The following is a 21,695-nucleotide window of genomic DNA, read 5'->3' as shown; positions in this document are numbered from 1 at the left end:
AACTACCTTATAGATGAACAACACCATAACTTCCAGAAATTACAAAAAGCTGTCACTGCAGGTGTCGGCTCACGGAATATCGTTTTGTTGTTTTGACACACTAAACAGGACAGTAACACATTGTATTTCAGAAACTTTTTCGAAATACGCACCCTTAGAAGAAGAATTATGGAAAGTTTTTGTAAACAATCCGATACTTACTAATGAGTATGATGAGATAGTAGTTTTGCATGGTAACAGTTTTAATACTTTTGTGCCCGCTGCTATTTTTGATGCAAATTACCCGGGAAGTTACCTTCAGTACAATACCAAAGTTTTCGATACCGATTATTTTGCGGTTGATGAACTGGACAGCTATGAACTGAATAACGTTTATGTTCCCATGATGAATGTAAACAACTTTCTGATTGACCAGTTTGGTGCTTTTGAATATAAAAATGCCAACAGTGTATTGGTTTCAAAGCTTTTGGATACTTCTAAAAACATAGATGATAAGCTTATTTTTGTGCATTTTCAGGATAATAATTTTGAAATTATAATCATACGCAATCAAAAACTGTTACTACACAATTCATTTGAGTATAAAACGCCGGAGGATTTTCTGTATTTTTTGTTATTTACAATGGAACAGCTATTTCTTAATCCGGAAACAGCAAAAGTATATCTATTAGGAAAAGTAGAGGAAAACGATGCTAATTTCTCAATTGCATATACATATATAAGACATCTTGCTTTGCTTAACACACAACCGTTACAGCAAAAATGGAACAGGAACAAAGAAGAGACTTTACAACACTTTATACTATTTAACTCATGAGGATCATTTCAGGAAAATACAAAGGGCGAAGAATAACAGCTCCAAAAAACCTTCCGGTGCGCCCCACGACAGATATGTCTAAAGAATCACTTTTTAATATACTCAACAACCGTTTTGATTTTGAAGGACTTAAAGTGCTTGACCTTTTTTCCGGGACCGGTAATATTAGTTACGAGTTCGCTTCACGTGGTGCAGCAAACGTAACCTCGATAGATGGCGATTTTGGCTGTGTGAAATTTATAAAACAAACAAGTACAGAGTTTGAATTTAATATCTCTGCTGTAAAAAGCGACGTTATCAAATATTTAAAAGGCTGTAAATCTTCTTACGACATTATTTTTGCAGATCCTCCTTATAACATGGATCAGGCAGTCTTCGAAGAAATAGTTACGCTGGTGCTTGATAATGAATTGCTTCAGCAGGATGGCATGATGATCATAGAGCATTCAAAGCACACAAAACTAAGCCACATGATGAATTTTTCATTCCAGAAAAATTATGGTGGCTCTACATTTTCATTCTTTGAATTTGATGAAGAAATAGAAGACGATATTGTTGGTGATGACGATGATAATATGTAATTTTCCTGCAAAAATTTTGCTAATAAATTACTCTCCTCTTTTTAATGAAAAAATATTTTTTATCAGTTCTGTTACTGGTAGTTACTTCTTCTTTCTCGCAAACTTACATTAAATTCAATGCTCCTACGACTTTACTTGGTGCCCCGCAGATTGGTGTTGAGACAAGCTTAGGGAAAAAATTCACCTTGGAAGGTGATGTTTTAGGTACCTATTGGGAATCTTTTAATGGTGCTCCGCTAAAATTAGTAATGGTGTTTGCCGAAGTTCGATACCACTTTAATGAAAATTACAAGGGCGTTTATGTTGGTGGGCATATAGGCGGAGGTGCCTTTGAATTTCAGAAATGGAATTATATCAACTCCGATAAATACCAAACGGGGGAAGCCCTGTTTATGGGAGTTTCTCTTGGATATGAAATTAAAATAAATGAAAAGTGGATGATAGATATGTTCATTGGGGGTGGAAACCAACAGGGGCATTATGTTGGAAGACATCTTTCAACCGGAGAACGTTATGAACATTCGTCTTATAATAAAAGCGGCGAATGGTTACCCTACCGAGCAGGTATTATGTTTAGCTACAAACTTTAAAAAATAGCAGGCCTGTAAGCCGGATTCTGTAACCCCGCCCTAAAGCGGGGTTTCTTATCATTTATCTAGACTCAGCATTACTGCATGAGGTCAATCTGCCTACCCCCCGGCATCGGGCGGGCAGCCCTTAATTGCCGGTATACATGGCATTTCACCGCATAGAGTTTACCTGGTTTCACTACAGCATTACCTGTACATACTTTCTGTTGCACTTGTCCTCTCATGCATGAGCATGATGACGGGAGTTACCCGCTATGCTACCCTCTGGTGTCCGGACTTTCCTCCCCTCTTGCGAGCGGCGATAAGACGGCCTGCAGCTGCAAAGGTAGATTAAACTAAGGAGTTTTAAAAATTACTGTCCCGATAAAGTCCTTATGGAAAGTTTAACCTTTTTGCACATGGTGTGAGAAAATGTTTAACATTTCGTTGGCGGGCATGAAAAAATGAAAGCTGTAATTTTAAGTCTATAAAACAAACTAACTAAAATACAGTATCATGGACAGACAAATGTATCATTATGCCACAGTATCAAAGGCATTACAGGAACTAAACGATAAAGGCTATACTACGGATTATAACCTTGAAGAAGACCGTATAAAAAAACATAGTGAGGAGTTCGAGATACAGCATATATATCGCTATGAAGGAGAAAGTGATCCAGGTGATGAAGCTACAGTATATGGCATTAAAGCAAAAAATGGAGAAAAAGGGGTATTTGTAGTAAGCCCCGGAGCATTTACCGAAGACGGTGCTGCAAAAATTTTGCTTGATATGTCTATTAAAGGAAGAGCTGAACAGCAATAACCCATGAACAGGCTCGAGAAAAAACTTGAAAAAATAGGGAGCGATCCCAAAATAACAGCAAAAGCCGTTGGCCTGCGCTATTCTTTAAAGTCTGACAGAGGCTATTACAGAAAGCAAAAAGGCAGCGGCTTTAGCTATATAAATGAAGAAGGGCATACAATTAAAGACAGGGATATACTTGAGAGAATAAAAAAACTGGTAATTCCGCCGGCATGGCAGAATGTATGGATATCCCCTTTTGAGAACGGGCATTTACAAGTAACAGGTACAGATGTTCGCGGCAGAAAACAATACCGCTATCATCCTAACTGGAATAAGATTCGCAACCAGTCAAAATTTTTCAGGTTAAGAAGGTTTGCCAATGCCTTACCTCTTATTCGTCAACAAGTAGATAATGACTTAAACCGCAAAGGCCTGCCTTATGAAAAGGTTGTTGCCCTGGTAGTACGTCTCATAGAAATGACCAATATCCGTATTGGTAATGATGCCTATAAAAAGTTATATGGTTCTTTTGGACTTACAACATTACGTGACAAACATGTAAAGTTTGACGGATCGACCGTTTGGTTTGAGTTTACAGGAAAAAAAGGGGTTAAACATAAAATTAAGCTGCAAAGCCGTAAAATGGCGAATCTTGTAAAAAAATGCAAAGAAATTCCCGGTCAGGAGTTATTTCAGTATTATGACGATAATAACCACAGGCACACCATTGGTTCGGCCGATGTTAACAGCTATATTAAAAATGTAACCGGTGAAGATTTTACAGCAAAGGATTTCAGGGCATGGGCAGGAAGCCTCAATGCATTATGTGCCTTTCTTGATGTAGGTGAACACACGAATGAAACCGACTGTAAAAGAAAAATAGTGGCTGTTCTGGATTCCGTAGCGCAAAAACTTGGAAATACCCGCACAGTCTGTAAAAAATACTATGTTCACCCTACTGTAATAGCATCTTATGAAAAAGGTTCGATATGGAATTACAGGCCCGGGGATGCTAATGAAGAATTTAATGCTAACGAAAAAGCATTGTTAAAACTACTTACTACAGAAGATATAGCAGAAGTTATTGCATAGCTCTCAAGTTTGTTGATAAAATATATAAATCTGCCATTTTAAAAGCCTGAAATCAACTGTTCAATTACTATATTTGCTCTACACAAATTTCTATGGAACAGTTTATAGTATCAGCCCGTAAATACCGCCCGCAAACCTTTAAGGATGTTGTTGGGCAGCAGGCTATTACCAACACACTGCTTAATGCCATAGAAAACAACCACCTTGCCCAGGCACTATTATTTACCGGGCCTCGTGGTGTTGGAAAGACGACTTGTGCACGAATCCTTGCCCGTAAGATCAATCAGGAAGGTTATGATGACCCGTATGAAGATTTTGCTTTCAATGTATTTGAACTTGATGCGGCATCCAACAACTCGGTTGATGACATCCGTAGCCTTATCGATCAGGTGCGCATACCACCACAAACTGGTAAATACAAGGTTTATATCATAGATGAGGTGCATATGCTTTCTCAGGCTGCTTTTAATGCATTCCTAAAAACGCTGGAAGAGCCGCCAAGACACGCCATATTTATATTGGCTACTACCGAAAAGCATAAGATAATACCAACCATATTATCGCGATGCCAGATATTTGATTTTAAAAGAATTACAGTTAAAGACGCTAAAGAACATCTTGCAGAAGTAGCACGCAGCCAGGGTATTACTTTTGAGGATGATGCACTACATATCATTGCTCAAAAAGCTGATGGTGCCATGCGTGATGCCCTTTCTATATTTGACAGGGTTGTGAGCTATTGCGGAACCAATCTGACACGTCAGGCTGTAACCGAAAATCTTAACGTACTTGATTACGAATATTACATAAAAGTAACCGATCTGTTATTAGAAAATCGGATTCCTGAACTATTGCTTGCTTACAACGAAATATTGGCAAAAGGCTTCGATGGACATCATTTTGTAGCCGGCCTTGCCTCTCACTTCCGTGATCTTTTGGTAAGTAAAAATCCTGCAACATTAATGTTGCTTGAAGCCGGAGAAGTTGCACAAAATCTTTACAGGGAACAATCACAAAAAGCAAGTCAGGATTTTTTACTAAAAGCTATTGACCTTGCTAACGATTGTGACCTCAAATATAAGTCAAGTCAAAATCAAAGGCTTCTTGTAGAGCTTTGCCTTATGCAGCTTGCCTCCATCACTTTTGATGGAGAAAAAAAAAAGCTGACCAATTTATAATTCCTCCCCATTATTTTAAAGATAATGCTCCTGTTTCTGTAAAAGTTATGGTTGAAGAAACTATTGTCCAAACAGATACTGCTACAGTTGAATCTGTGGAAATAACCACCGAAATTACTCCCGCTCCTATCGCTCCGCTGCCGGCAGCAAAACTGGAAGTAGAAGCTCCCGAAGTTGTTAAACCTCCTGTAGTAAAAACAGATAATGACGGAACGCCAAAGGTATCGGCATTTTCACTGGCAGGTTTACGTCAAAAAAAGGAATTACAGGAAACCCAAAAGAACATGGTAAGGCATACTGATGAGTTGCCGCGTGATGCTTTCAATGAAACCGATATGCTATTGCAATGGAATAAGTTTGCACAGCGATTAAGCGATTCAGGGCAAAAGATACTGTCTACTTACATGCAGATGAATGACCCTGTTCTGGATAAGAATGGTGTCACAATTCGGTTAGAGTTACCAAATGAGGGGTCAAAAGTGGACTTTGATAGTGGTAAACATGAATTACTGGGTTATCTGCGTGGAAAGCTGCACAACCACGACATTACAATTGAGGTACATGTAAATGAGGCTACCACATCTAAACACGCCTTTACACCACTCGAAAAATTTGAGAAATTAAAATCTATCAATCCCGCTGTTGAAACCTTGAGAAAGACATTTGATCTTGATATATAATTCATTTATTATGAGACTAATATTTTTATTACTTCTATTCACTGTAAATTCTTTTGCCCAGTCTACAGAAAAATCGGGATATGTTTTGAATGAAAAAGGAGAAAATATTACTCAGGACTTTTTTCTAAAACAAACCCGATCGGGTAAATATACCTGGATCGCTTTTGAAACAAAAGATTCACTGATCGCAAGGCTAATTCCGAGAGAAGAGTACGGTGAGATCACTCCAAAACAAAAAGAGCACCTTTTGGTAATTTTAAAAGAAATAAGCGGCACTACTGTTCGTGAAAACCAAACGATAATCATAAATTTTGCTTATCAAGACAGTATCCCTAATCAAAGACACTGTTTAGATTACTACAGTTCTGTAAAATCATATCGAAAATTTTTTAAGAAGAAAGAGCAATTCGCTCAATTTTATATAAGCCAACAAGGGTTTCACTATTCAAAAGAATTTATTTATGAAGATGTAGATGATGCTATAAGAAAAATGCTTTTTCTATATGCGTCAGACTGTAGTTATATCATTATAAAACCTGACGGAAGGTTTTACAGGCAAGTAAGTGAACACCATCAGGATAAAATTCCATCTATAGCTCAAGAAGATTGGTGAAATTTTTTCATAACTTCATAATTTCCAGCAACATTTGTATAACTTTATACTTAAATAATAAATTTCTGGCAAACAGGCGTGTTTCTAAACTATATCTTTTCAATCAGGTTAAATATGAGACTTATATTTATATTATTTCTGTTCACGATAAATTCTTATGCTCAGTCTACAGATAAACCAGTTTATGTTTTAGATGAAAAAGGAGAAAAAATTTCCCAAGATCTTTTTTTACAACAATCCAAAACCGGTAAATATACCTGGATTACTTATGAAACTAAAGATTCGCTAAACACAAGGCTTATTAAAAGAGAAACATACGGAAAAATCAATTTAAAACTAAAAGAGCAGCTTTTGGAGGTTTTAAAAACAATAACCGGCGTGATAGTCGACAAAGACCAGACCATAGTTATTAATTTCTCATTCAAAGATGAGTATCCAAACCAAAAAAGACATTGTCTTGATTACTATACTTCAATAAAACCATACCGAAATTTTTTTAAGGGCCAAACAGAATTTGCACAATTTTATATAAGCCAGCAAGGCTTTAAATATAAAAAGGAATTTGTTTTTGAAGATAAAGATGATTGTGTCAGGAAGGTATTTTTCCCATATGGCCTGGGATGTAGCTATATAATCATAAAACCTGACGGTAAATTTTACAAACAAATGGGCGAGCATCGTCAGGATGTAATCCCTGCAATAGCCAAAGCAGATTGGTAAATTTTTATTAAGCCTATAGTATCCAATCGGAACATTTACTAACTTTAGTATATATATCTTAAATAATTCTATATGCTGGTAGACAAGCGTGTTCCTATACGGTATCTTTTCAATCTGGTTAAATATGAGATGCTGATTGTATTTCTTCTGGGTTTGGGCATCCACCTTTCAACTGATAAAGTATACGACTATCTCCCCGAAATGCCGTTGACGATAGCCACATTTTTAGGAACAGCAATATCTGTACTTTTATCTTTTAAAATGAGCCAGTCCTATGACCGTTGGTGGGAAGCGCGCAGAATATGGGGTGCAATCGTTAATGATTCCCGTAGTATCGTATTGCAGCTTCAGGCATTTCTGAAGGAAAATAATACAGAAGACATACGAATCATAGGGTATAGACAGATAGCATGGTGTTATTGCCTGGGACAATCGTTAAGAGGTTTAGAACCAATGGAGAATTGTGAATCCTTTTTATCTGAAGAAGATTCAAAAAAAGCCAGTAAGCATAAGAACAGAGTGCTTGGTATTTTACAACTTAATGTTGAGCATATAAGCAATCTGCGAAGAGAAAACAAACTAAGCGACTTTGAGCATATACAGTTAAACACTACCTGCGTTCGCTTTTCAGACAGTATGGGAGCGGCTGAACGTATAAATTCTACGGTCTTTCCAACAACTTACAGGATGTTCCTGCATTTTACCATTTACCTGTTTGTAATTATACTTTCGATTGCATTGAAAGGTGTCACATTACTGTATGAATTACCGTTGCTTATGCTTTTATCTCTTGTGTTTTTTATGCTTGAAAAAACAGCTTATTATTTACAGGACCCATTTAGAAACCGCCCAAGTGATATATCGGTAACTGCGATATCCAGAAATATAGAGATCAACATCAGGCAATTGCTGTATGAAGAAGATGTGCCGGATCCTATAACAAAAGATGAATTTTATATAATGTAACTTCTATTATATCTTATCGTAGTACATCGCCTTTACGATACCATCCGAAAGTCCTATCTTAGGCACATATATATTGCGTGCTCCACTCCACTTCATAGCGTTAAGGTAGATGCGGGTCGCATAAATAATAACGTCGGCACGATCCGGATTAAGGCCAAGTTCTGCTATTCGCTGTTCGTATGTAAGTCCGTTAAGGAACTGGTACTGGCTGTTTACATAGAAATAAGACAATGGTTTCTCCTGTTGCTTACCTGACATTTTAAACAGCTTATTGATGTTGCCACCTGACCCAATAAGCGTGATAGTTTCATAAGGCTCACATACAGCTTTGATCCATTTCTCGATTTCAACCCAAACCACCTCATTCACCATATTATTCAACAGGCGTACAGTACCATTTTTAAATGATTTTGAAGCTACAATTTTGCCATTGGCAAACAATGAGAATTCGGTACTTCCTCCGCCTACATCTACATACAAATATGTCTGGTCGGTTTTAACCAGATGATGTAAGTCGGTAGAAGCAATAATAGCAGCCTCTTTTTTACCGTCAATGATTTCAACTTTTATTCCTGATTCTGCTTCTATAAGATCTGCAACTTCTTTACCGTTAAATGCTTCACGCATGGCAGAAGTAGCACAGGCAGTATATTTTTCAACCTTATGTACTTTCATAAGAAGTTTATAGGCTTTCATGGCATCAACCATACGCTCTATATTCTCATCAGAAATCTCGCCAACAGTAAAAGCATCCTGTCCGAGACGTATAGGCACACGTACCAGTGAACTTTTATTGAACTGTGGCTCTTTCCCTTCCTGCTCTACGATATTGGATATAAGTAACCTCATGGCATTTGAGCCAATATCTATTGCAGCATATTTTTTTATAGTAATCATTCTAAGTACCTAAGTAACATGGTGCTAAAACACCTTTTATTTAACATGTTCGTAAATCACATCCAACTTGTTTCTGTAATAGTTGTATGTTTCTAATTGTGCACGGAAAGGCTTTTCATTAGGGCGTTTCCTGTATTTGTTCTCAAGATTTTCGGAATGTAGCCTTGCTTTCACATTTGCTTTCCACCCTATCTCGAACGTCTCCAGCATCTCCTTTTTTATTTCGGTATCGTAAATAGGACAGGTAACTTCTACCCTTGCATCAAGATTTCGCGTCATAAAATCGGCAGAAGATATATAAATCTCAGGATCACCACAATTAGCAAACATATATACCCTTGAATGCTCAAGATAATTATCTACTATGCTGATGGCTTCAATATTCTCGCTCATGCCGGGAACTCCGGGAATAAGACAGCATATACCCCTTATGATCAACTGTATCTTAACACCTTCCCTGCTGGCTTCATACAGCTTATCGATCATCTTATAATCAGTAAGGCTGTTCATTTTCAGTTTAATATACGCTTCTTTACCACCTATAGCATTCAATATTTCCCTGTCAATCAACTTATAGAATTTACTGCGGGTATAATGTGGAGATACAAAAAGGTGCTTATAGCGGTGTACTCGATAGTTAACCTCAAAGAATTCAAATATTCTCTGCGTCTCTCTTAATATTTGCTGATGGCTTGTAAACAAGGTAACATCGGTATAAACCTTTGCTGTAGATTCGTTAAAGTTACCAGTAGATATAAAACCATAACGCTTGATCTTATTGTTTTCCAGACGTTCAACCACACATATCTTACTGTGAACTTTTAATCCTTTAACTCCAAAAATCAGGTTAATACCTTCCGTTTGCATCTGTTCGGCATACGAAATGTTACTGGCCTCATCAAAACGTGCCTGAAGCTCAATCTGTACGGTAACTTTCTTCCCGTTCTTAGCGGCATTAATAAGCGAACTGATGATCTGTGAATTCCTGGCCAGCCTGTATAATGTTATGCTTATAGATGTGACTTTAGGATCAAGAGCTGCTTCACGCAAAAATTTGATCACATAGGAGAATGATTGGTATGGTGCATTAAGCATATAATCCTTTTGCCTTATTTTATGAAGTATACTTCCTTCAAGGCTAAGGCCCGGAACCGGCAATGGTACATTCTGCTGATAAACAAGATCTTTTCTTCCCATGTTCGGGAAATCCATATAATCACGCCTATTGTGATACCTTCCTCCCGGAATGATACTATCAGATGAGTCGATTTCCATACGGGTAAGGAAAAAATCAAGGGTATCTTCTCCAATAGCCTGATCATATACGAAACGAACCGGTTCACCAATACGCCTTTCTTTAACACTCGTGGAAATTTTTTCCATTAAGCTTTTGCTCTGGTCACTGTCTATCTCCAGCTGTGCATCACGAGTAATTTTGATCATGTGTGCAGAGATGCTCTCATATCTGAAGATATTAAATATACTGTGCAGGTTAAAGCGTATAACATCGTCAAGCATAATGATATACTGTTTTTCATTATTGCTTGGCAGTATAACAAATCTGTTGATTGTTTTTGGTATTTCAATTACGGCATAACGCACTTCGCGGAGAATCTCTTCCGTATCTGAACCAGAAACACTTTTAGGACTCATTACCAACTTGACAGCAAGGTAACCCGAAGTATCTTTAAGAAGCGGAAATTCATCCAGGTCGTTAAGGATAATAGTAACAAGTTCAGGACTTACTTTTTGAATAAAGAAGTCCTTCACATATATTTCCTGCTCTTTTGTAAGCTGGGTTTCATTAACCATAAATATGTTCTCCTTCTCTAGCTCTTTTTCAATGATGCTCAAAATACGGAGACTTTCCGATTGCTGTTCAATAACAATATCGGTAATTTCGGTCAGAAGTTTTTGGGCAGTAATCCCACCCAGTATTTTTTCACCGGTTTGCCCTTCCAGGCTCAAACGACGTATGGCTGCATAGCGCACCCTGAAAAATTCGTCAAAATTATTTGAAAATATCCCTAAAAATCTTAGTCTGTCCAGCAATGGAACCTTTTCATCTCCTGCTTCCTGCAGAACCCTTGCATTAAATGCCAGCCAGCTTTTTTCCCTGTCAATGTACCTGTTTACCGGTGAGTGGTGGATCATGTTTTTTTAATTCGCTTGGAAATAATACTTTTTCTATTTTTCCCTTTTGGATATCTTTCCAGTCATCTTCCTGGAAAGAAAGGGATACAAATCCCGACGTAGGCACATTGTCTACAGCGCGGTTCCCAAAGGTATTAACAAAATTAGTAATAGCGTCGTTATGTCCAAAAAGAATTAGGTTATCAAATTGATTATTGCAGCTTTTTATTGCTTTTTCAAGACTGCCGGCATCAAATGTATAAAGGTCATCTTTGAATATTATTGTTTCTAACGGTATGGAAAGGTTTTGTGCAAAAATATAGGCTGTATTTTTTGCACGCTTCGCCGTGCTGCTCCAAACAATATATGATTTTGGAAGAAGTTGTTCAACCTCAGATGCAACAAGGTGCGCATCATTAATCCCTCTTTTAGACAAAGGGCGGTCTTTATCCACCAATGGAGCATCCCAACTCGACTTGGCATGACGGATAAGAATTAAATTTTTCATACGCACAAGGGTTTAATAGTTATGTATCAGTATATTAAATATCCGAAATAAAACTTACCCTATTCCATAAATTATGTTAAAAACGTATTAAAATTCTAATTTATGGAGCAAGTCTTTCAATTTTCCACGAAAAATCTTTCAATAATGTATATCGTATACGGTCATGAAGACGGTTTGCCCTGCCCTGCCAGAATTCAACCTCGACAGGTCTTACCAGAAAACCTCCCCAATGTTGTGGCCTAACGATTTCCTTACCCTCAAATTGCTTCTCCAATTCTTTCAGGTTGTTTTCAATAAAATCCCTTGAAGGTATAACCTGACTTTGCGGTGAGACTATAGCCCCCAGCTTACTGCCATCAGGCCTGCTTTCAAAATAACCATCGGATATATTTTCAGACACTTTCTCTGCAATCCCTTTAATGATTATCTGGCGCTCCATTCCTTCCCAAAAAAAAGATAAACATAATTTAGGATTGACAGCGATTGCCTTTCCTTTTTCAGAGTCATAATTGGTAAAAAAAATAAAACCTTCGTACGTATATTGCTTTAGCAGTACTACGCGGCTTTTAGGGAATCCATCAAGGCCAAAGGTGGAGACAGTCATAGCATTTACCTCTCCCGGCCCATCAAACTCTTCAACCTCAATAAACCATTTCTTAAACAGGTTAATTGGGTCTTCGGGAAGATTACCTTCTAAAAGCTCACTTTTTTCGTAGGAACGACGGTAATTGCTTAAGTCTGTCATTTTTTGGATTGTTTGATGATTGGATATTTTGATTTTCAAGCCTATGCCAAATCACGATTGCATTTACAAATTTATGATATCATTTTCAAAAAACAGAACGATCAAATAATCGAGTATCTAATTGAACTCGAGAACTTTACCGTCATCGGCTAAATGTACATTGGCAAACACTGTTTCTGCTTCTTCTTTAAAAGGCTCTATAGAGCCGTATCGTGTAGAATAATGGCCTAAGATCAGTTGCTTTGCATTAGCCTTCACAGCGATTTCAGCAGCCTGTTTTGCTGTTGAGTGCATGGTCTTTTCGCAGTAATGCGCTTCTGATTCAAGGAATGTGCTTTCATGATACAAAACATCAACATCCCTGATTACCGAAACAATGCTTTCTTCATACATTGTATCTGAACAAAAGGCGTAACTCATTGCTGGATAAGGGTCAAAGGTAAGAAGTTCATTAGGAATTACCCTTCCATCTTCAAGGGTCATATCGCCGCCACTTTTGATCTTGTTATAATAGCAGGTTTCAATACCGTATTGATTTACAGCATCCATATTAAGTTTGCGATCTCCTGACTTTTCCTGAAAAAGGAAACCGTTAGTATAAACCCTGTGCCTTAGCGGTATAGTACTCACTATCACCTTATCATCTTCAAAGATAACTTCAGAGTTTTTGCTTTCAAGCTCGTGAAAATACAGGTTGTAGCTAGTCCATGACGCAGACAGCTTCAATTGCAGCAGTGTAACTTCCTTAATGCCTTTTGGTCCGTAAACATGAAGGTCAGTTTGTCGTCCAAGCAATGAGAAAGTAGATATCAAACCGATAAGGCCAAAGAAATGATCACCGTGAAGATGTGATATAAATACGTGGTTAATACGTGAGAATTTAAGCTTATGCTTTCTTAACTGCACCTGAGTACCTTCTCCGCAATCTATCAGGAACATCCTGTTCTTCATTTCCAACACCTGCGATGTAGGATTGGTCATGGTTCGCGGAGTTGCGGCATAACAGCCTAATATGGTTAAATTCATTCTGGTTTGTTTAAGATTTAGGGTCTAAAGTTCTCCCATAACCTTAACCACTATAATTTAAAAATAATCGATTAAAATCCGAGATCTCTTTCAATCTCTTCCATTTCAATAATATCATTAGCCTCAAGAACAGTCGGTACTACAACCATCTCATCAGGTACATCATTAAAATTTATATCAGCAGCAACCATTACAAATGATTTCTTTGCTTTCCTGTGCTTGTTAGACAATTCAAGAAAAGATAGTAATATCTCTAATGTTATTTCTTTATCCTGACTTAGGTCAAGGATAATGTTACGCTCTTTATAGTTGTTATATTCGGCAGTTATCTTATCCAGGAAAGCTTTTAGATCTCCCTGGGTATCTCTAATGATAACGGTATGTCCTTTTTCTTCTACTTTCATTCCTTTAGAGTTACTGAGTTTCAGAGTAGCTAAGTTACAAAGTTGAATAGTAACCGGATACTCTCTTCAGAATATTTTATAATATTATCAGTCTGTAAACTGTGACTGTGACTGAAAACTTATTATTGTTTAATTTTTGAGGCCAGCAGGTAAATGACAGCCATCCTTACTGCTACTCCATTTTCAACCTGCTCAAGGATAACCGACTGCTGTGAATCGGCAACATCACTGGTAATCTCAACACCACGGTTAATTGGGCCCGGGTGCATGATCACGATTTCTTTATCCAATGAATCCAGTAATGCTTTATCCACTCCATACTGTTGTGCATACTCACGTGTCGACGGGAAATAATTCACATCAAGCCTTTCGTTCTGTACTCTTAGCATATTGGCTACATCAGCCCATTCTAATGCTTTGCGAAGGTTTGGTTCAACTTTTACTCCAAGTGATTCAATATACTTTGGAATAAGTGTATTCGGTCCGCAAACCTTAACTTCGGCACCCTGCATCTGCAAAGCGAATATATTTGATAGAGCTACCCTTGAGTGAAGGATATCACCAACGATAACTACTTTTTTACCTTCTACCCCGCCAAGCTTTTCACGAATAGTAAAAGAATCCAATAAACCCTGTGTAGGATGTTCATGGGCTCCGTCACCGGCATTGACGATACTTGCATTCACATTTCTGGAAAGGAAATGAGCAGCTCCAGGCTTTTCGTGACGCATAACCACCATATCCACTTTCATGGAAAGGATATTGTTTACGGTATCAATTAGCGTTTCACCTTTTTTAACCGAAGACTGTGCAGCAGAAAAGCTAATCACATCGGCAGAAAGCCTTTTTTGTGCCAGTTCAAAAGACAGTTTTGTCCGTGTACTGTTTTCAAAAAATATATTGGCTATAGTAATATCCCTAAGTGATGGGACTTTTTTAATAGGTCGGTTAATTACTTCTTTAAATTGATCGGCAGTTTCAAAAATAAGGTCTATATCGTTCTTGTTGATATATTTTATCCCTAATAAATGATTAACGCTTAATTCTTTCATTGTAGTTACTGTTGCAGTTAAGCCTTATATTAAAAAAACACTGTCTTCACCATCATTCTCCACCCAGGACACCTTTACCTTCTCGTCGTTGATCGCATCTACCTGACGCCCACGATAATCAGGCTGTATTGGCAGGTGGCGGCTAAAACGACGGTCTATAAGCACAAGCAGCTCAATTTCAGACGGTCGCCCGAATGATTGTATCGCTGTTAGCGCAGCACGTATGCTACGGCCTGTGTAAAGGACATCGTCAATGAATACCACTTTTTTATTCTCCACTAGGAAATCTATCTCGGTTCTATTTGCCTCAAGAGGCTTGTCTGAACGGCGAAAATCATCCCTGAAGAAAGTTATATCAAGAAAACCAAGTTCTATGCCTGACACGTTATATTCCTGTTCCAGCAATTGTTTAATGCGCTCTGCGAGAAAACGTCCGCGTGGCTGAAGCCCAATAAGTACGGTCTCTGAAAAATCAAGATGTTTTTCAATTAACTGGCAGGCCAAACGGTGTAGGATGATATTGACTTCTCTTGAAGTAAGCAATATTTTGTGGCTCATAATGCGGTATTGTGTTTGGATTGTAAAAGTAGGTAAAAAATGGATTTAGAAAAAATATGAACCGAATAAATTAGACTTATTCTACATACCCTCACATCTTAATGTTTTTACAATTGATTCAATTTTAACAAAATCTTGTTTTTGCAGTAGTAACTTTAATGTAATAACCTAAAAAACAAAAAATCATGCAAAGCAGAATATTTAAACTCGGATTCTTAGCACTGTTCTTAAGTACACTATTAACAAGCTGCGAAGTGATAGGCGATATCTTTCAGGCAGGAATGACTGTAGGCATCGTAATTGTAATTGCTGTAATAGTACTTATCGTATGGCTTATAAGCCGATTCAGAAAATAACAAGAGTGATTAGGTATCATCTCTAATAAAAAATCCCGTAAGTATAATGCTTACGGGATTTTTTTATATTAGTTGTACATCTTCTTTCTCAGCTCCTGGATCTTTTCATCATCAAGGTAATCATCGAATGTCATGTAACGGTCTATAACGCCATTTGGTGTGATTTCCAGTACACGGTTAGCAACTGTCTGTGCAAACTCGTGGTCATGGGTTGTAAACAACACCGAACCTTTAAAGTTTTTCAGCGAGTTGTTGAATGCCGTGATCGATTCAAGGTCAAGGTGGTTGGTAGGCTCATCAAGCATTAGTACGTTAGCACGAAGCATCATCATACGCGAAAGCATGCAACGAACTTTTTCTCCTCCTGATAATACCCTTCCTGTTTTTAATGCCTCTTCACCACTGAAGATCATCTTACCAAGGAATCCACGGATGTAAACCTCGTCACGCTCTTCTTCGGTCTTAGCCCACTGGCGTAACCAGTCTACAAGAGTAAGGTCGTTCTCAAAGAAAGAGTGGTTATCTGCAGGCAGGTAAGACTGTATAGTTGTGATACCCCAGTCAAACGTACCGCTATCAGCAGTCATGTTACCGTTAAGTATCTCATAGAAAGCCGATGTCGCACGTGAATCTTTAGAGAATACAACGATCTTATCGCCTTTAGCCATATTCAGGTCAACATTCTTGAAAAGAAGCTCGCCGTCTGTAGATGCACTAAGATCTTTTACATTAAGTATCTGGTCACCAGCTTCACGCTCCTGGTCGAAAATGATTGCAGGATACCTTCTGCTTGAAGGCTTGATATCGTCAACTTTAAGTTTCTCAAGCATTTTTTTACGGCTGGTAGCCTGTTTTGACTTCGCAACGTTAGCAGAGAAACGCATAATGAACTCCTGAAGTTCTTTCTTCTTCTCATCGGCTTTTTTGTTCTGCTGGGCACGTTGTCTTGCAGCAAGCTGGCTTGATTCGTACCAGAAGGTATAGTTACCCGAGAAGTGGTTTATTTTACTAAAATCGATATCCGATATATGTGTACACACAGCATCAAGGAAGTGACGATCGTGCGATACAACGATTACAGTGTTGTCGTAGTTTGCAAGGAAGTTTTCTAACCATGAGATCGTTTCAAAATCCAGGTCATTGGTAGGCTCATCCATAATAAGCACGTCAGGGTTACCAAATAGTGCCTGTGCCAATAGCACACGTACTTTTAGTTTACCGTCCATTTCGCCCATTAGTGTATAATGAAATTCTTCACCAATACCAAGATTAGAAAGCATGGCAGCAGCATCAGAATCAGCATTCCAGCCATTCATTTCTTCAAATATCACCTGAAGCTCTCCTACCCTCTCACCATCCTTATCAGAAAAGTCAGGCTTAAGATAGATCTCATCCATCTCTTTTTTAACTGCATAAAGGGTTTTATTACCCATCAGGATCGTTTCAAGCACAGTGTGCTCGTCAAACATATTGTGGTTCTGGTTAAGTACCGACATACGTTTCCCCGGCTCAAGGTGTACATGCCCCGATGTAGGGTCTATATCACCTGCAAGGATTTTAAGGAAAGTCGATTTTCCGGCACCGTTAGCACCAATAATACCGTAGCAGTTGCCGTGGGTGAATGATGTGTTTACTTCGTCAAACAATATACGTTTGCCAAACTGAACCGATAGATTTGAAACTGATAGCATTTTCTGAAAAATTTTTGCAAAAGTACGGAAAAAAATTGGTATTTCAGTTGTCGGTTGATGGTTGCAGGATATTAAATTTCTAGGCAAGACTGATTACTTTGCAACTCTGCCACTTTGCAACTATTTAATCGGAATCCATATCTCCTCCTCCGAGTCGGGATCGCCATTTTTGTATTTAGGGCCGAGTATTTCAAAATGCGGACGGTCGTCCAGTTCATAGCCCGAAGCAGGCAGCCATTCACCAAAGATGTAACTGAACACATCAAAACCATTATTATGTGAGCCCTTGTAGTGAAACACCGCATACTGACCGGCAGGAATTGTAAAGACAACCATACCATCAGGTGCAACAGCAGTATTAGCCACTTCGAGTGCTGCCCATTTTATAAATTCTGCCTTGAGATCAAAAGGAGTGAAAAAATCCTTACCATACACCTGCAGCGAATACATCTGCTCGGGATTAATGGTATTAGTAATTGATTTTCGCTGTGGCATAAAGCTGCTCCACAGTTCAAAGGTTTTGTTTTCGGCAAAGGTCATGGTTAGCCATTTGCCGATAAGTTTTTTGGACGGGATGGTTTGTATGGTTGGGGTCATAATGTTTTACGAAATTGTTAATTCAACAAAATACAAGTAAATTCGTAATGTTAATACTAATTTATGAAGTACGCAATATACCTACTAGTCTTACTACCATTTATTTCTTTTTGTCAAAATGATTATAATGCATCAGTAGTTTCTATCGAAAAAGCAAATACCGTTTATAGAAATGTTGAAAATTATATAAAAATAGGTGTCCCTAATGCTAAATCATTCGAAGTGTCTTCAACAGGCACACTAAAAAAATTAGATGAATTTGGAAACTATTCTCTTATAGTTACCCAAGTGCCAGGTCTTGAGTTTGATATTAAAATTGATATTACGCTGAATGATGGGACGAAAAAAAAAGAATATAAAAAGTTTTACATTAAAAATCTTGGTAGTGCCTATGGAACAATTGATGGTAAAGGTGGAATTGATTGCATTGTAAAGGCAAATATAAATGAATTGAAAAACGCCATAATCGGGTTTAAATTTGAAAATTTCATTTATGAAATTCAAGGATTAGATGGACATTTTGGAAGTAAATTCGATGGTATAGTCCGAAAGTTTACAGTTGGAATTATCTCTAAAAACGGAAAAAAAATTATTAAAGAAATTGAAATCATAGGAAACCAATTTGACAAAAAAATCTTAGATGAACTTGAGAAAATGGATTCAGGTCGCGAATTTCTGATTTATCATATAATTGCAAACGGCTTTGACAAAAGCCCTAGAGATATCCATATACTTATAGAATAATAAGTATATCATTTCACTCCTCACTTTAACAATTCCTTACCCCTCACCTATATATAAAAACTGCTTAAAAATGAGTACCTTTGCGTTTTGCACAAAACTGCTATGCTAGATACTACCGAATATATAGAAGTGTTAGGCGCCCGTGCGCACAACCTTAAGAATATAGATGTTTCCATACCGCGTGAAAAACTTGTTGTGATTACCGGGCTTTCGGGCTCAGGGAAATCGTCGCTGGCTTTTGACACCATTTATGCCGAAGGGCAGCGCCGCTATATCGAGACCTTCTCGGCATACGCGCGTCAGTTCCTTGGAGGACTTGAACGCCCTGATGTCGACAAGATAGACGGCCTTAGTCCCGTTATTGCCATAGAGCAGAAAACGACAAGCAAGAGTCCGCGCTCTACGGTAGGAACCATTACCGAGATCTATGACTTCCTGCGACTTCTTTACGCCCGTGGTGCCGATGCTTACAGCTATGTTACCGGCGAGAAGATGGTTAGCTATAATGACGAGCAGATCAAAGACCTTATCATCGAGAAATTTGACGGTAAGCGCATTACCATACTTGCTCCGATTGTTCGTACCCGTAAAGGACATTACCGCGAACTTTTTGAACAGATATCAAAACAGGGCTTCCTGAAAGTGCGTGTAGATGGCGAAATCAAGGACATCGAACCGGGAATGAAGCTGGACCGTTACAAGAACCACGATATCGAAACGGTTATTGACCGTATGGCTGTTGATACCTCTGCCGATACCGATAAGCGCCTTGCCGACAGCATCAGGACTGCAATGTACCACGGCGAAGACGTGATGATGGTCATTGAGCACGATACTAATGAAGCGCGCTACTACAGCCGTAACCTGATGTGTCCTACTTCGGGCATCTCTTACCCTAACCCTGAACCGAATAACTTTTCGTTCAACTCTCCTAAAGGGGCGTGTCCGCATTGTAATGGTTTGGGAACCGTTAACGAGATAAACTTTAAAAAAATTGTACCTAACCCTAAGCTTACCATTAAGCAGGGAGGTTTTGCGCCACTTGGCGAATATAAAAGCACCTGGATATTCAAGCAGATCGAGATAATAGGCGAAAAATATGGCTTTAAGCTGACTGACGCTATTGAAAAGATCCCTACGGAAGCCATGGATATGATACTGAACGGTGGTAAGGAGAAATTCACCATCGATTCGAAAACACTGGGTGTAAACCGTGAATATAAAATTGACTTTGAAGGGGTTTCAAATTTCATAAAGAGCCAGCATGACGAAAGCGGGTCGGCTTCGCTGAAACGTTGGGCAAAAGACTTTATGGATGAGATTCCGTGTCCTGAATGCAATGGCACAAGGCTTCGCAAAGAATCGCTTTACTTTAAAGTAAACGGACTGAATATTGCTGAATTATCTGCTATGGATATATTAGACCTTGCCGAATGGTTTGAAAACCTTGACAGCAACCTTTCTGAAAAACAGAAGGTTATTGCCATGGAAATCGTAAAAGAGATCAAAGCACGCCTTAGTTTCCTTGTAGATGTTGGTCTGAACTATCTGTCGCTTAATCGTGGCTCTGGAACGCTTTCGGGTGGCGAGGCACAGCGTATACGACTGGCAACCCAGATAGGATCGCAGCTTGTAGGTGTATTGTATATACTTGATGAGCCTAGTATTGGTCTGCACCAACGCGATAACGAAAAGCTTATCAAATCGCTGGAATCGCTTCGTGACATTGGCAACTCGGTACTTGTTGTAGAACACGACAAAGACATGATTGAACGCGCCGATTATGTTATTGATATTGGCCCTGCTGCAGGACGCTTTGGCGGACAAATAGTCAGCCAGGGAACACCGGCAGAATTATTGAAAGAGCATACGCTAACGGCGGCTTACCTTAACGGTGAGAAAGAAATAGCAGTTCCTGAAAAACGCCGTGAGGGTAACGGAAAAACCCTGAAACTTACAGGCGCAACTGGTAATAACCTAAAAAATGTTTCGATAGAACTTCCGTTAGGGAAAATGATATGCGTTACAGGTGTTTCAGGTAGTGGTAAATCGACGCTTATCAACGGTACGCTATATCCCATCCTGAATGCACATTTCTTCAACGGGGTTAAGAAACCGCAACCCTACAAAAAGATTGAAGGCCTTGAGCATATCGATAAGGTTATTGATATTGACCAGTCACCTATCGGGCGAACGCCAAGGTCAAACCCGGCAACCTATACGGATGTATTCTCAGAAATACGTTCGCTATTTACACAAACGCCTGAAGCTATGATACGTGGTTATAAACCGGGACGTTTCAGCTTTAACGTAAGTGGAGGCCGTTGCGAAACCTGTGAAGGATCAGGACTCCGTGTTATCGAAATGAGTTTCCTTCCTGATGTATACGTAGAATGCGAAACCTGTCAGGGCAAACGTTTTAACCGTGAAACACTGGAAATTCGTTACAAAGGAAAATCAATATCTGACATACTGGACATGACCGTAGATGAGGCTGTTCCGTTCTTTGAGAACATCCCTAAGATCTACCGAAAGATAAAAACTATACAGGATGTGGGGCTTGGCTATATTACGCTTGGGCAGCAGAGCACTACCCTATCGGGTGGTGAGGCACAACGTATAAAACTGGCATCGGAACTTTCCAAAAAAGACACCGGAAACACCTTCTATATCCTTGACGAACCTACCACCGGACTTCACTTTGAAGACATTCGCGTACTGATGGACGTGATCAACAAACTGGTTGATAAAGGAAATACCGTACTTATTATAGAGCATAATATGGACGTTATTAAACTGGCTGATTATATTATAGACATTGGTTATGAAGGTGGTAAAGGCGGTGGGCAGCTTATTGCCAAAGGAACGCCTGAAGAAGTAGTTAAAAACAAGAAAAGCTATACTGCACAATTCCTTAAAAAAGAACTATCTTAGGAATCTGTTTTACTCATTATTTAGTTG

At 38.7% G+C, this 21,695-nt stretch carries 23 protein-coding genes and 1 other RNA gene; 13 read left to right on the top strand and 11 right to left on the bottom strand.

Features of this window, described 5'->3' with window-relative positions:
* Positions 1–13: 13 nt before the first annotated feature.
* From ACX0HA_RS06585 to ACX0HA_RS06575, 3 genes are read left to right on the top strand one after another with little or no spacing between them, the layout of a single operon-like run.
* Positions 14–817, top strand: coding sequence for a DUF3822 family protein (locus tag ACX0HA_RS06585; protein WP_458844480.1), 804 nt, complete (start codon positions 14–16; stop codon positions 815–817).
* Complete coding sequence (gene rsmD / locus ACX0HA_RS06580) at positions 814–1,398, top strand: 16S rRNA (guanine(966)-N(2))-methyltransferase RsmD (RefSeq protein ID WP_458844479.1); 585 nt, start codon at positions 814–816, stop codon at positions 1,396–1,398. Before ACX0HA_RS06585 ends, rsmD begins: the two co-directional genes overlap by 4 nt.
* A 44-nt stretch (positions 1,399–1,442) precedes the next feature.
* Positions 1,443–1,988 carry a DUF3575 domain-containing protein gene (locus ACX0HA_RS06575; RefSeq protein ID WP_458844478.1) on the top strand — a complete coding sequence of 182 codons (546 nt, stop codon included), beginning with the start codon at positions 1,443–1,445 and terminating at the stop codon, positions 1,986–1,988.
* Here ACX0HA_RS06575 and rnpB read toward each other — a convergent pair.
* Positions 1,988–2,306: RNase P RNA component class A (gene rnpB, locus ACX0HA_RS06570), an RNA gene on the bottom strand. The two genes, ACX0HA_RS06575 and rnpB, sit on opposite strands and share 1 nt — an antisense overlap.
* Before the next feature lie 177 nt (positions 2,307–2,483).
* Between rnpB and ACX0HA_RS06565 the strand changes: the two genes are divergently transcribed.
* From ACX0HA_RS06565 to ACX0HA_RS06535, 7 genes are all read left to right on the top strand, one after another.
* Positions 2,484–2,792, top strand: coding sequence for a hypothetical protein (locus tag ACX0HA_RS06565; protein WP_458844477.1), 309 nt, complete (start codon positions 2,484–2,486; stop codon positions 2,790–2,792).
* Positions 2,793–2,795: 3 nt separating this feature from the next.
* Positions 2,796–3,866 (top strand): DNA topoisomerase IB, encoded by a 1,071-nt coding sequence (locus ACX0HA_RS06560; RefSeq protein ID WP_458844476.1) that lies wholly within the window; start codon positions 2,796–2,798, stop codon positions 3,864–3,866.
* Between the two features lie 92 nt (positions 3,867–3,958).
* A complete protein-coding gene (gene dnaX / locus ACX0HA_RS06555) occupies positions 3,959–5,044 on the top strand; it encodes a DNA polymerase III subunit gamma/tau (protein ID WP_458844475.1) in 1,086 nt (361 codons plus the stop codon).
* Positions 5,045–5,091: 47 nt separating this feature from the next.
* On the top strand, positions 5,092–5,724 hold the full coding sequence (locus ACX0HA_RS06550) for a DNA polymerase III subunit gamma/tau (RefSeq protein ID WP_458844474.1): 633 nt from the start codon (positions 5,092–5,094) through the stop codon (positions 5,722–5,724).
* 10 nt (positions 5,725–5,734) lie between these two features.
* Positions 5,735–6,337, top strand: a complete 603-nt coding sequence (locus tag ACX0HA_RS06545; protein ID WP_458844473.1) for a hypothetical protein — start codon at positions 5,735–5,737, stop codon at positions 6,335–6,337.
* A 78-nt stretch (positions 6,338–6,415) separates the two neighbouring features.
* Positions 6,416–7,057 (top strand): hypothetical protein, encoded by a 642-nt coding sequence (locus tag ACX0HA_RS06540; protein ID WP_458844472.1) that lies wholly within the window; start codon positions 6,416–6,418, stop codon positions 7,055–7,057.
* Between the two features lie 72 nt (positions 7,058–7,129).
* Positions 7,130–8,023, top strand: coding sequence for a bestrophin family protein (locus tag ACX0HA_RS06535; RefSeq protein ID WP_458844471.1), 894 nt, complete (start codon positions 7,130–7,132; stop codon positions 8,021–8,023).
* 6 nt (positions 8,024–8,029) lie between these two features.
* Here ACX0HA_RS06535 and ACX0HA_RS06530 read toward each other — a convergent pair whose 3' ends face one another.
* From ACX0HA_RS06530 to pyrR, 8 genes are all read right to left on the bottom strand, one after another.
* Entirely contained in the window at positions 8,030–8,920 is an 891-nt protein-coding gene (locus ACX0HA_RS06530) for a Ppx/GppA phosphatase family protein (RefSeq protein ID WP_458844470.1), read from the bottom strand.
* Between the two features lie 36 nt (positions 8,921–8,956).
* Positions 8,957–11,074, bottom strand: a complete 2,118-nt coding sequence (gene ppk1 / locus ACX0HA_RS06525; RefSeq protein WP_458844469.1) for a polyphosphate kinase 1 — start codon at positions 11,072–11,074, stop codon at positions 8,957–8,959.
* A complete protein-coding gene (locus ACX0HA_RS06520) occupies positions 11,040–11,561 on the bottom strand; it encodes a SixA phosphatase family protein (RefSeq protein WP_458844468.1) in 522 nt (173 codons plus the stop codon). The genes ppk1 and ACX0HA_RS06520 overlap by 35 nt, the downstream gene beginning before the upstream one ends.
* A gap of 100 nt (positions 11,562–11,661) precedes the next feature.
* The gene (gene pdxH, locus ACX0HA_RS06515; protein ID WP_458844467.1) at positions 11,662–12,306 is read right to left on the bottom strand and encodes a pyridoxamine 5'-phosphate oxidase; all 645 of its coding nucleotides are present in this window, start codon (positions 12,304–12,306) and stop codon (positions 11,662–11,664) included.
* A 117-nt stretch (positions 12,307–12,423) separates the two neighbouring features.
* A complete protein-coding gene (locus ACX0HA_RS06510; RefSeq protein ID WP_458844466.1) occupies positions 12,424–13,332 on the bottom strand; it encodes a ribonuclease Z in 909 nt (302 codons plus the stop codon).
* Positions 13,333–13,403: 71 nt separating this feature from the next.
* Entirely contained in the window at positions 13,404–13,736 is a 333-nt protein-coding gene (locus tag ACX0HA_RS06505; protein WP_458844465.1) for a ribonuclease Z, read from the bottom strand.
* Positions 13,737–13,858: 122 nt separating this feature from the next.
* Positions 13,859–14,788 carry an aspartate carbamoyltransferase catalytic subunit gene (locus tag ACX0HA_RS06500; protein WP_458844464.1) on the bottom strand — a complete coding sequence of 310 codons (930 nt, stop codon included), beginning with the start codon at positions 14,786–14,788 and terminating at the stop codon, positions 13,859–13,861.
* Between the two features lie 24 nt (positions 14,789–14,812).
* On the bottom strand, positions 14,813–15,346 hold the full coding sequence (pyrR, locus tag ACX0HA_RS06495) for a bifunctional pyr operon transcriptional regulator/uracil phosphoribosyltransferase PyrR (RefSeq protein ID WP_458844463.1): 534 nt from the start codon (positions 15,344–15,346) through the stop codon (positions 14,813–14,815).
* Positions 15,347–15,531: 185 nt separating this feature from the next.
* Here pyrR and ACX0HA_RS06490 point away from each other — a divergent pair, with 185 nt between their 5' ends.
* On the top strand, positions 15,532–15,702 hold the full coding sequence (locus tag ACX0HA_RS06490) for a hypothetical protein (protein ID WP_458844462.1): 171 nt from the start codon (positions 15,532–15,534) through the stop codon (positions 15,700–15,702).
* A gap of 68 nt (positions 15,703–15,770) precedes the next feature.
* Here ACX0HA_RS06490 and ACX0HA_RS06485 read toward each other — a convergent pair whose 3' ends face one another.
* Together ACX0HA_RS06485 and ACX0HA_RS06480 are read right to left on the bottom strand one after the other, a co-directional pair.
* The gene (locus ACX0HA_RS06485) at positions 15,771–17,393 is read right to left on the bottom strand and encodes an ABC-F family ATP-binding cassette domain-containing protein (protein WP_458844461.1); all 1,623 of its coding nucleotides are present in this window, start codon (positions 17,391–17,393) and stop codon (positions 15,771–15,773) included.
* A 120-nt stretch (positions 17,394–17,513) separates the two neighbouring features.
* Complete coding sequence (locus tag ACX0HA_RS06480; RefSeq protein ID WP_458844460.1) at positions 17,514–17,990, bottom strand: GyrI-like domain-containing protein; 477 nt, start codon at positions 17,988–17,990, stop codon at positions 17,514–17,516.
* Between the two features lie 63 nt (positions 17,991–18,053).
* Between ACX0HA_RS06480 and ACX0HA_RS06475 the strand changes: the two genes are divergently transcribed.
* A complete protein-coding gene (locus ACX0HA_RS06475) occupies positions 18,054–18,734 on the top strand; it encodes a hypothetical protein (RefSeq protein ID WP_458844459.1) in 681 nt (226 codons plus the stop codon).
* Between the two features lie 102 nt (positions 18,735–18,836).
* Positions 18,837–21,668 (top strand): excinuclease ABC subunit UvrA, encoded by a 2,832-nt coding sequence (uvrA, locus tag ACX0HA_RS06470; RefSeq protein ID WP_458844458.1) that lies wholly within the window; start codon positions 18,837–18,839, stop codon positions 21,666–21,668.
* Positions 21,669–21,695: the final 27 nt, after the last annotated feature.

The sequence above is a fragment of the Flavobacterium hauense genome, assembly GCF_054457175.1.
This window is presented reverse-complemented; position numbering and strand designations above follow the sequence as displayed.

What these genes read in the sequence shown, in the direction of transcription:
- ACX0HA_RS06475 (WP_458844459.1), top strand. Translation starts at nt 18,054, where the DNA reads ATGAAGTACGCAATATACCTACTAGTCTTACTACCATTTATTTCTTTT.
- pdxH (WP_458844467.1), bottom strand. Translation starts at nt 12,306, where the DNA reads ATGACAGACTTAAGCAATTACCGTCGTTCCTACGAAAAAAGTGAGCTT.
- ACX0HA_RS06585 (WP_458844480.1), top strand. Translation starts at nt 14, where the DNA reads ATGAACAACACCATAACTTCCAGAAATTACAAAAAGCTGTCACTGCAG.
- pyrR (WP_458844463.1), bottom strand. Translation starts at nt 15,346, where the DNA reads ATGAGCCACAAAATATTGCTTACTTCAAGAGAAGTCAATATCATCCTA.
- ACX0HA_RS06480 (WP_458844460.1), bottom strand. Translation starts at nt 17,990, where the DNA reads ATGACCCCAACCATACAAACCATCCCGTCCAAAAAACTTATCGGCAAA.
- ppk1 (WP_458844469.1), bottom strand. Translation starts at nt 11,074, where the DNA reads ATGATCCACCACTCACCGGTAAACAGGTACATTGACAGGGAAAAAAGC.
- ACX0HA_RS06535 (WP_458844471.1), top strand. Translation starts at nt 7,130, where the DNA reads ATGCTGGTAGACAAGCGTGTTCCTATACGGTATCTTTTCAATCTGGTT.
- ACX0HA_RS06505 (WP_458844465.1), bottom strand. Translation starts at nt 13,736, where the DNA reads ATGAAAGTAGAAGAAAAAGGACATACCGTTATCATTAGAGATACCCAG.
- ACX0HA_RS06485 (WP_458844461.1), bottom strand. Translation starts at nt 17,393, where the DNA reads ATGCTATCAGTTTCAAATCTATCGGTTCAGTTTGGCAAACGTATATTG.
- ACX0HA_RS06550 (WP_458844474.1), top strand. Translation starts at nt 5,092, where the DNA reads ATGGTTGAAGAAACTATTGTCCAAACAGATACTGCTACAGTTGAATCT.
- ACX0HA_RS06500 (WP_458844464.1), bottom strand. Translation starts at nt 14,788, where the DNA reads ATGAAAGAATTAAGCGTTAATCATTTATTAGGGATAAAATATATCAAC.
- ACX0HA_RS06560 (WP_458844476.1), top strand. Translation starts at nt 2,796, where the DNA reads ATGAACAGGCTCGAGAAAAAACTTGAAAAAATAGGGAGCGATCCCAAA.
- ACX0HA_RS06545 (WP_458844473.1), top strand. Translation starts at nt 5,735, where the DNA reads ATGAGACTAATATTTTTATTACTTCTATTCACTGTAAATTCTTTTGCC.
- dnaX (WP_458844475.1), top strand. Translation starts at nt 3,959, where the DNA reads ATGGAACAGTTTATAGTATCAGCCCGTAAATACCGCCCGCAAACCTTT.
- ACX0HA_RS06575 (WP_458844478.1), top strand. Translation starts at nt 1,443, where the DNA reads ATGAAAAAATATTTTTTATCAGTTCTGTTACTGGTAGTTACTTCTTCT.
- ACX0HA_RS06520 (WP_458844468.1), bottom strand. Translation starts at nt 11,561, where the DNA reads ATGAAAAATTTAATTCTTATCCGTCATGCCAAGTCGAGTTGGGATGCT.
- rsmD (WP_458844479.1), top strand. Translation starts at nt 814, where the DNA reads ATGAGGATCATTTCAGGAAAATACAAAGGGCGAAGAATAACAGCTCCA.
- ACX0HA_RS06490 (WP_458844462.1), top strand. Translation starts at nt 15,532, where the DNA reads ATGCAAAGCAGAATATTTAAACTCGGATTCTTAGCACTGTTCTTAAGT.
- ACX0HA_RS06530 (WP_458844470.1), bottom strand. Translation starts at nt 8,920, where the DNA reads ATGATTACTATAAAAAAATATGCTGCAATAGATATTGGCTCAAATGCC.
- ACX0HA_RS06510 (WP_458844466.1), bottom strand. Translation starts at nt 13,332, where the DNA reads ATGAATTTAACCATATTAGGCTGTTATGCCGCAACTCCGCGAACCATG.
- uvrA (WP_458844458.1), top strand. Translation starts at nt 18,837, where the DNA reads ATGCTAGATACTACCGAATATATAGAAGTGTTAGGCGCCCGTGCGCAC.
- ACX0HA_RS06565 (WP_458844477.1), top strand. Translation starts at nt 2,484, where the DNA reads ATGGACAGACAAATGTATCATTATGCCACAGTATCAAAGGCATTACAG.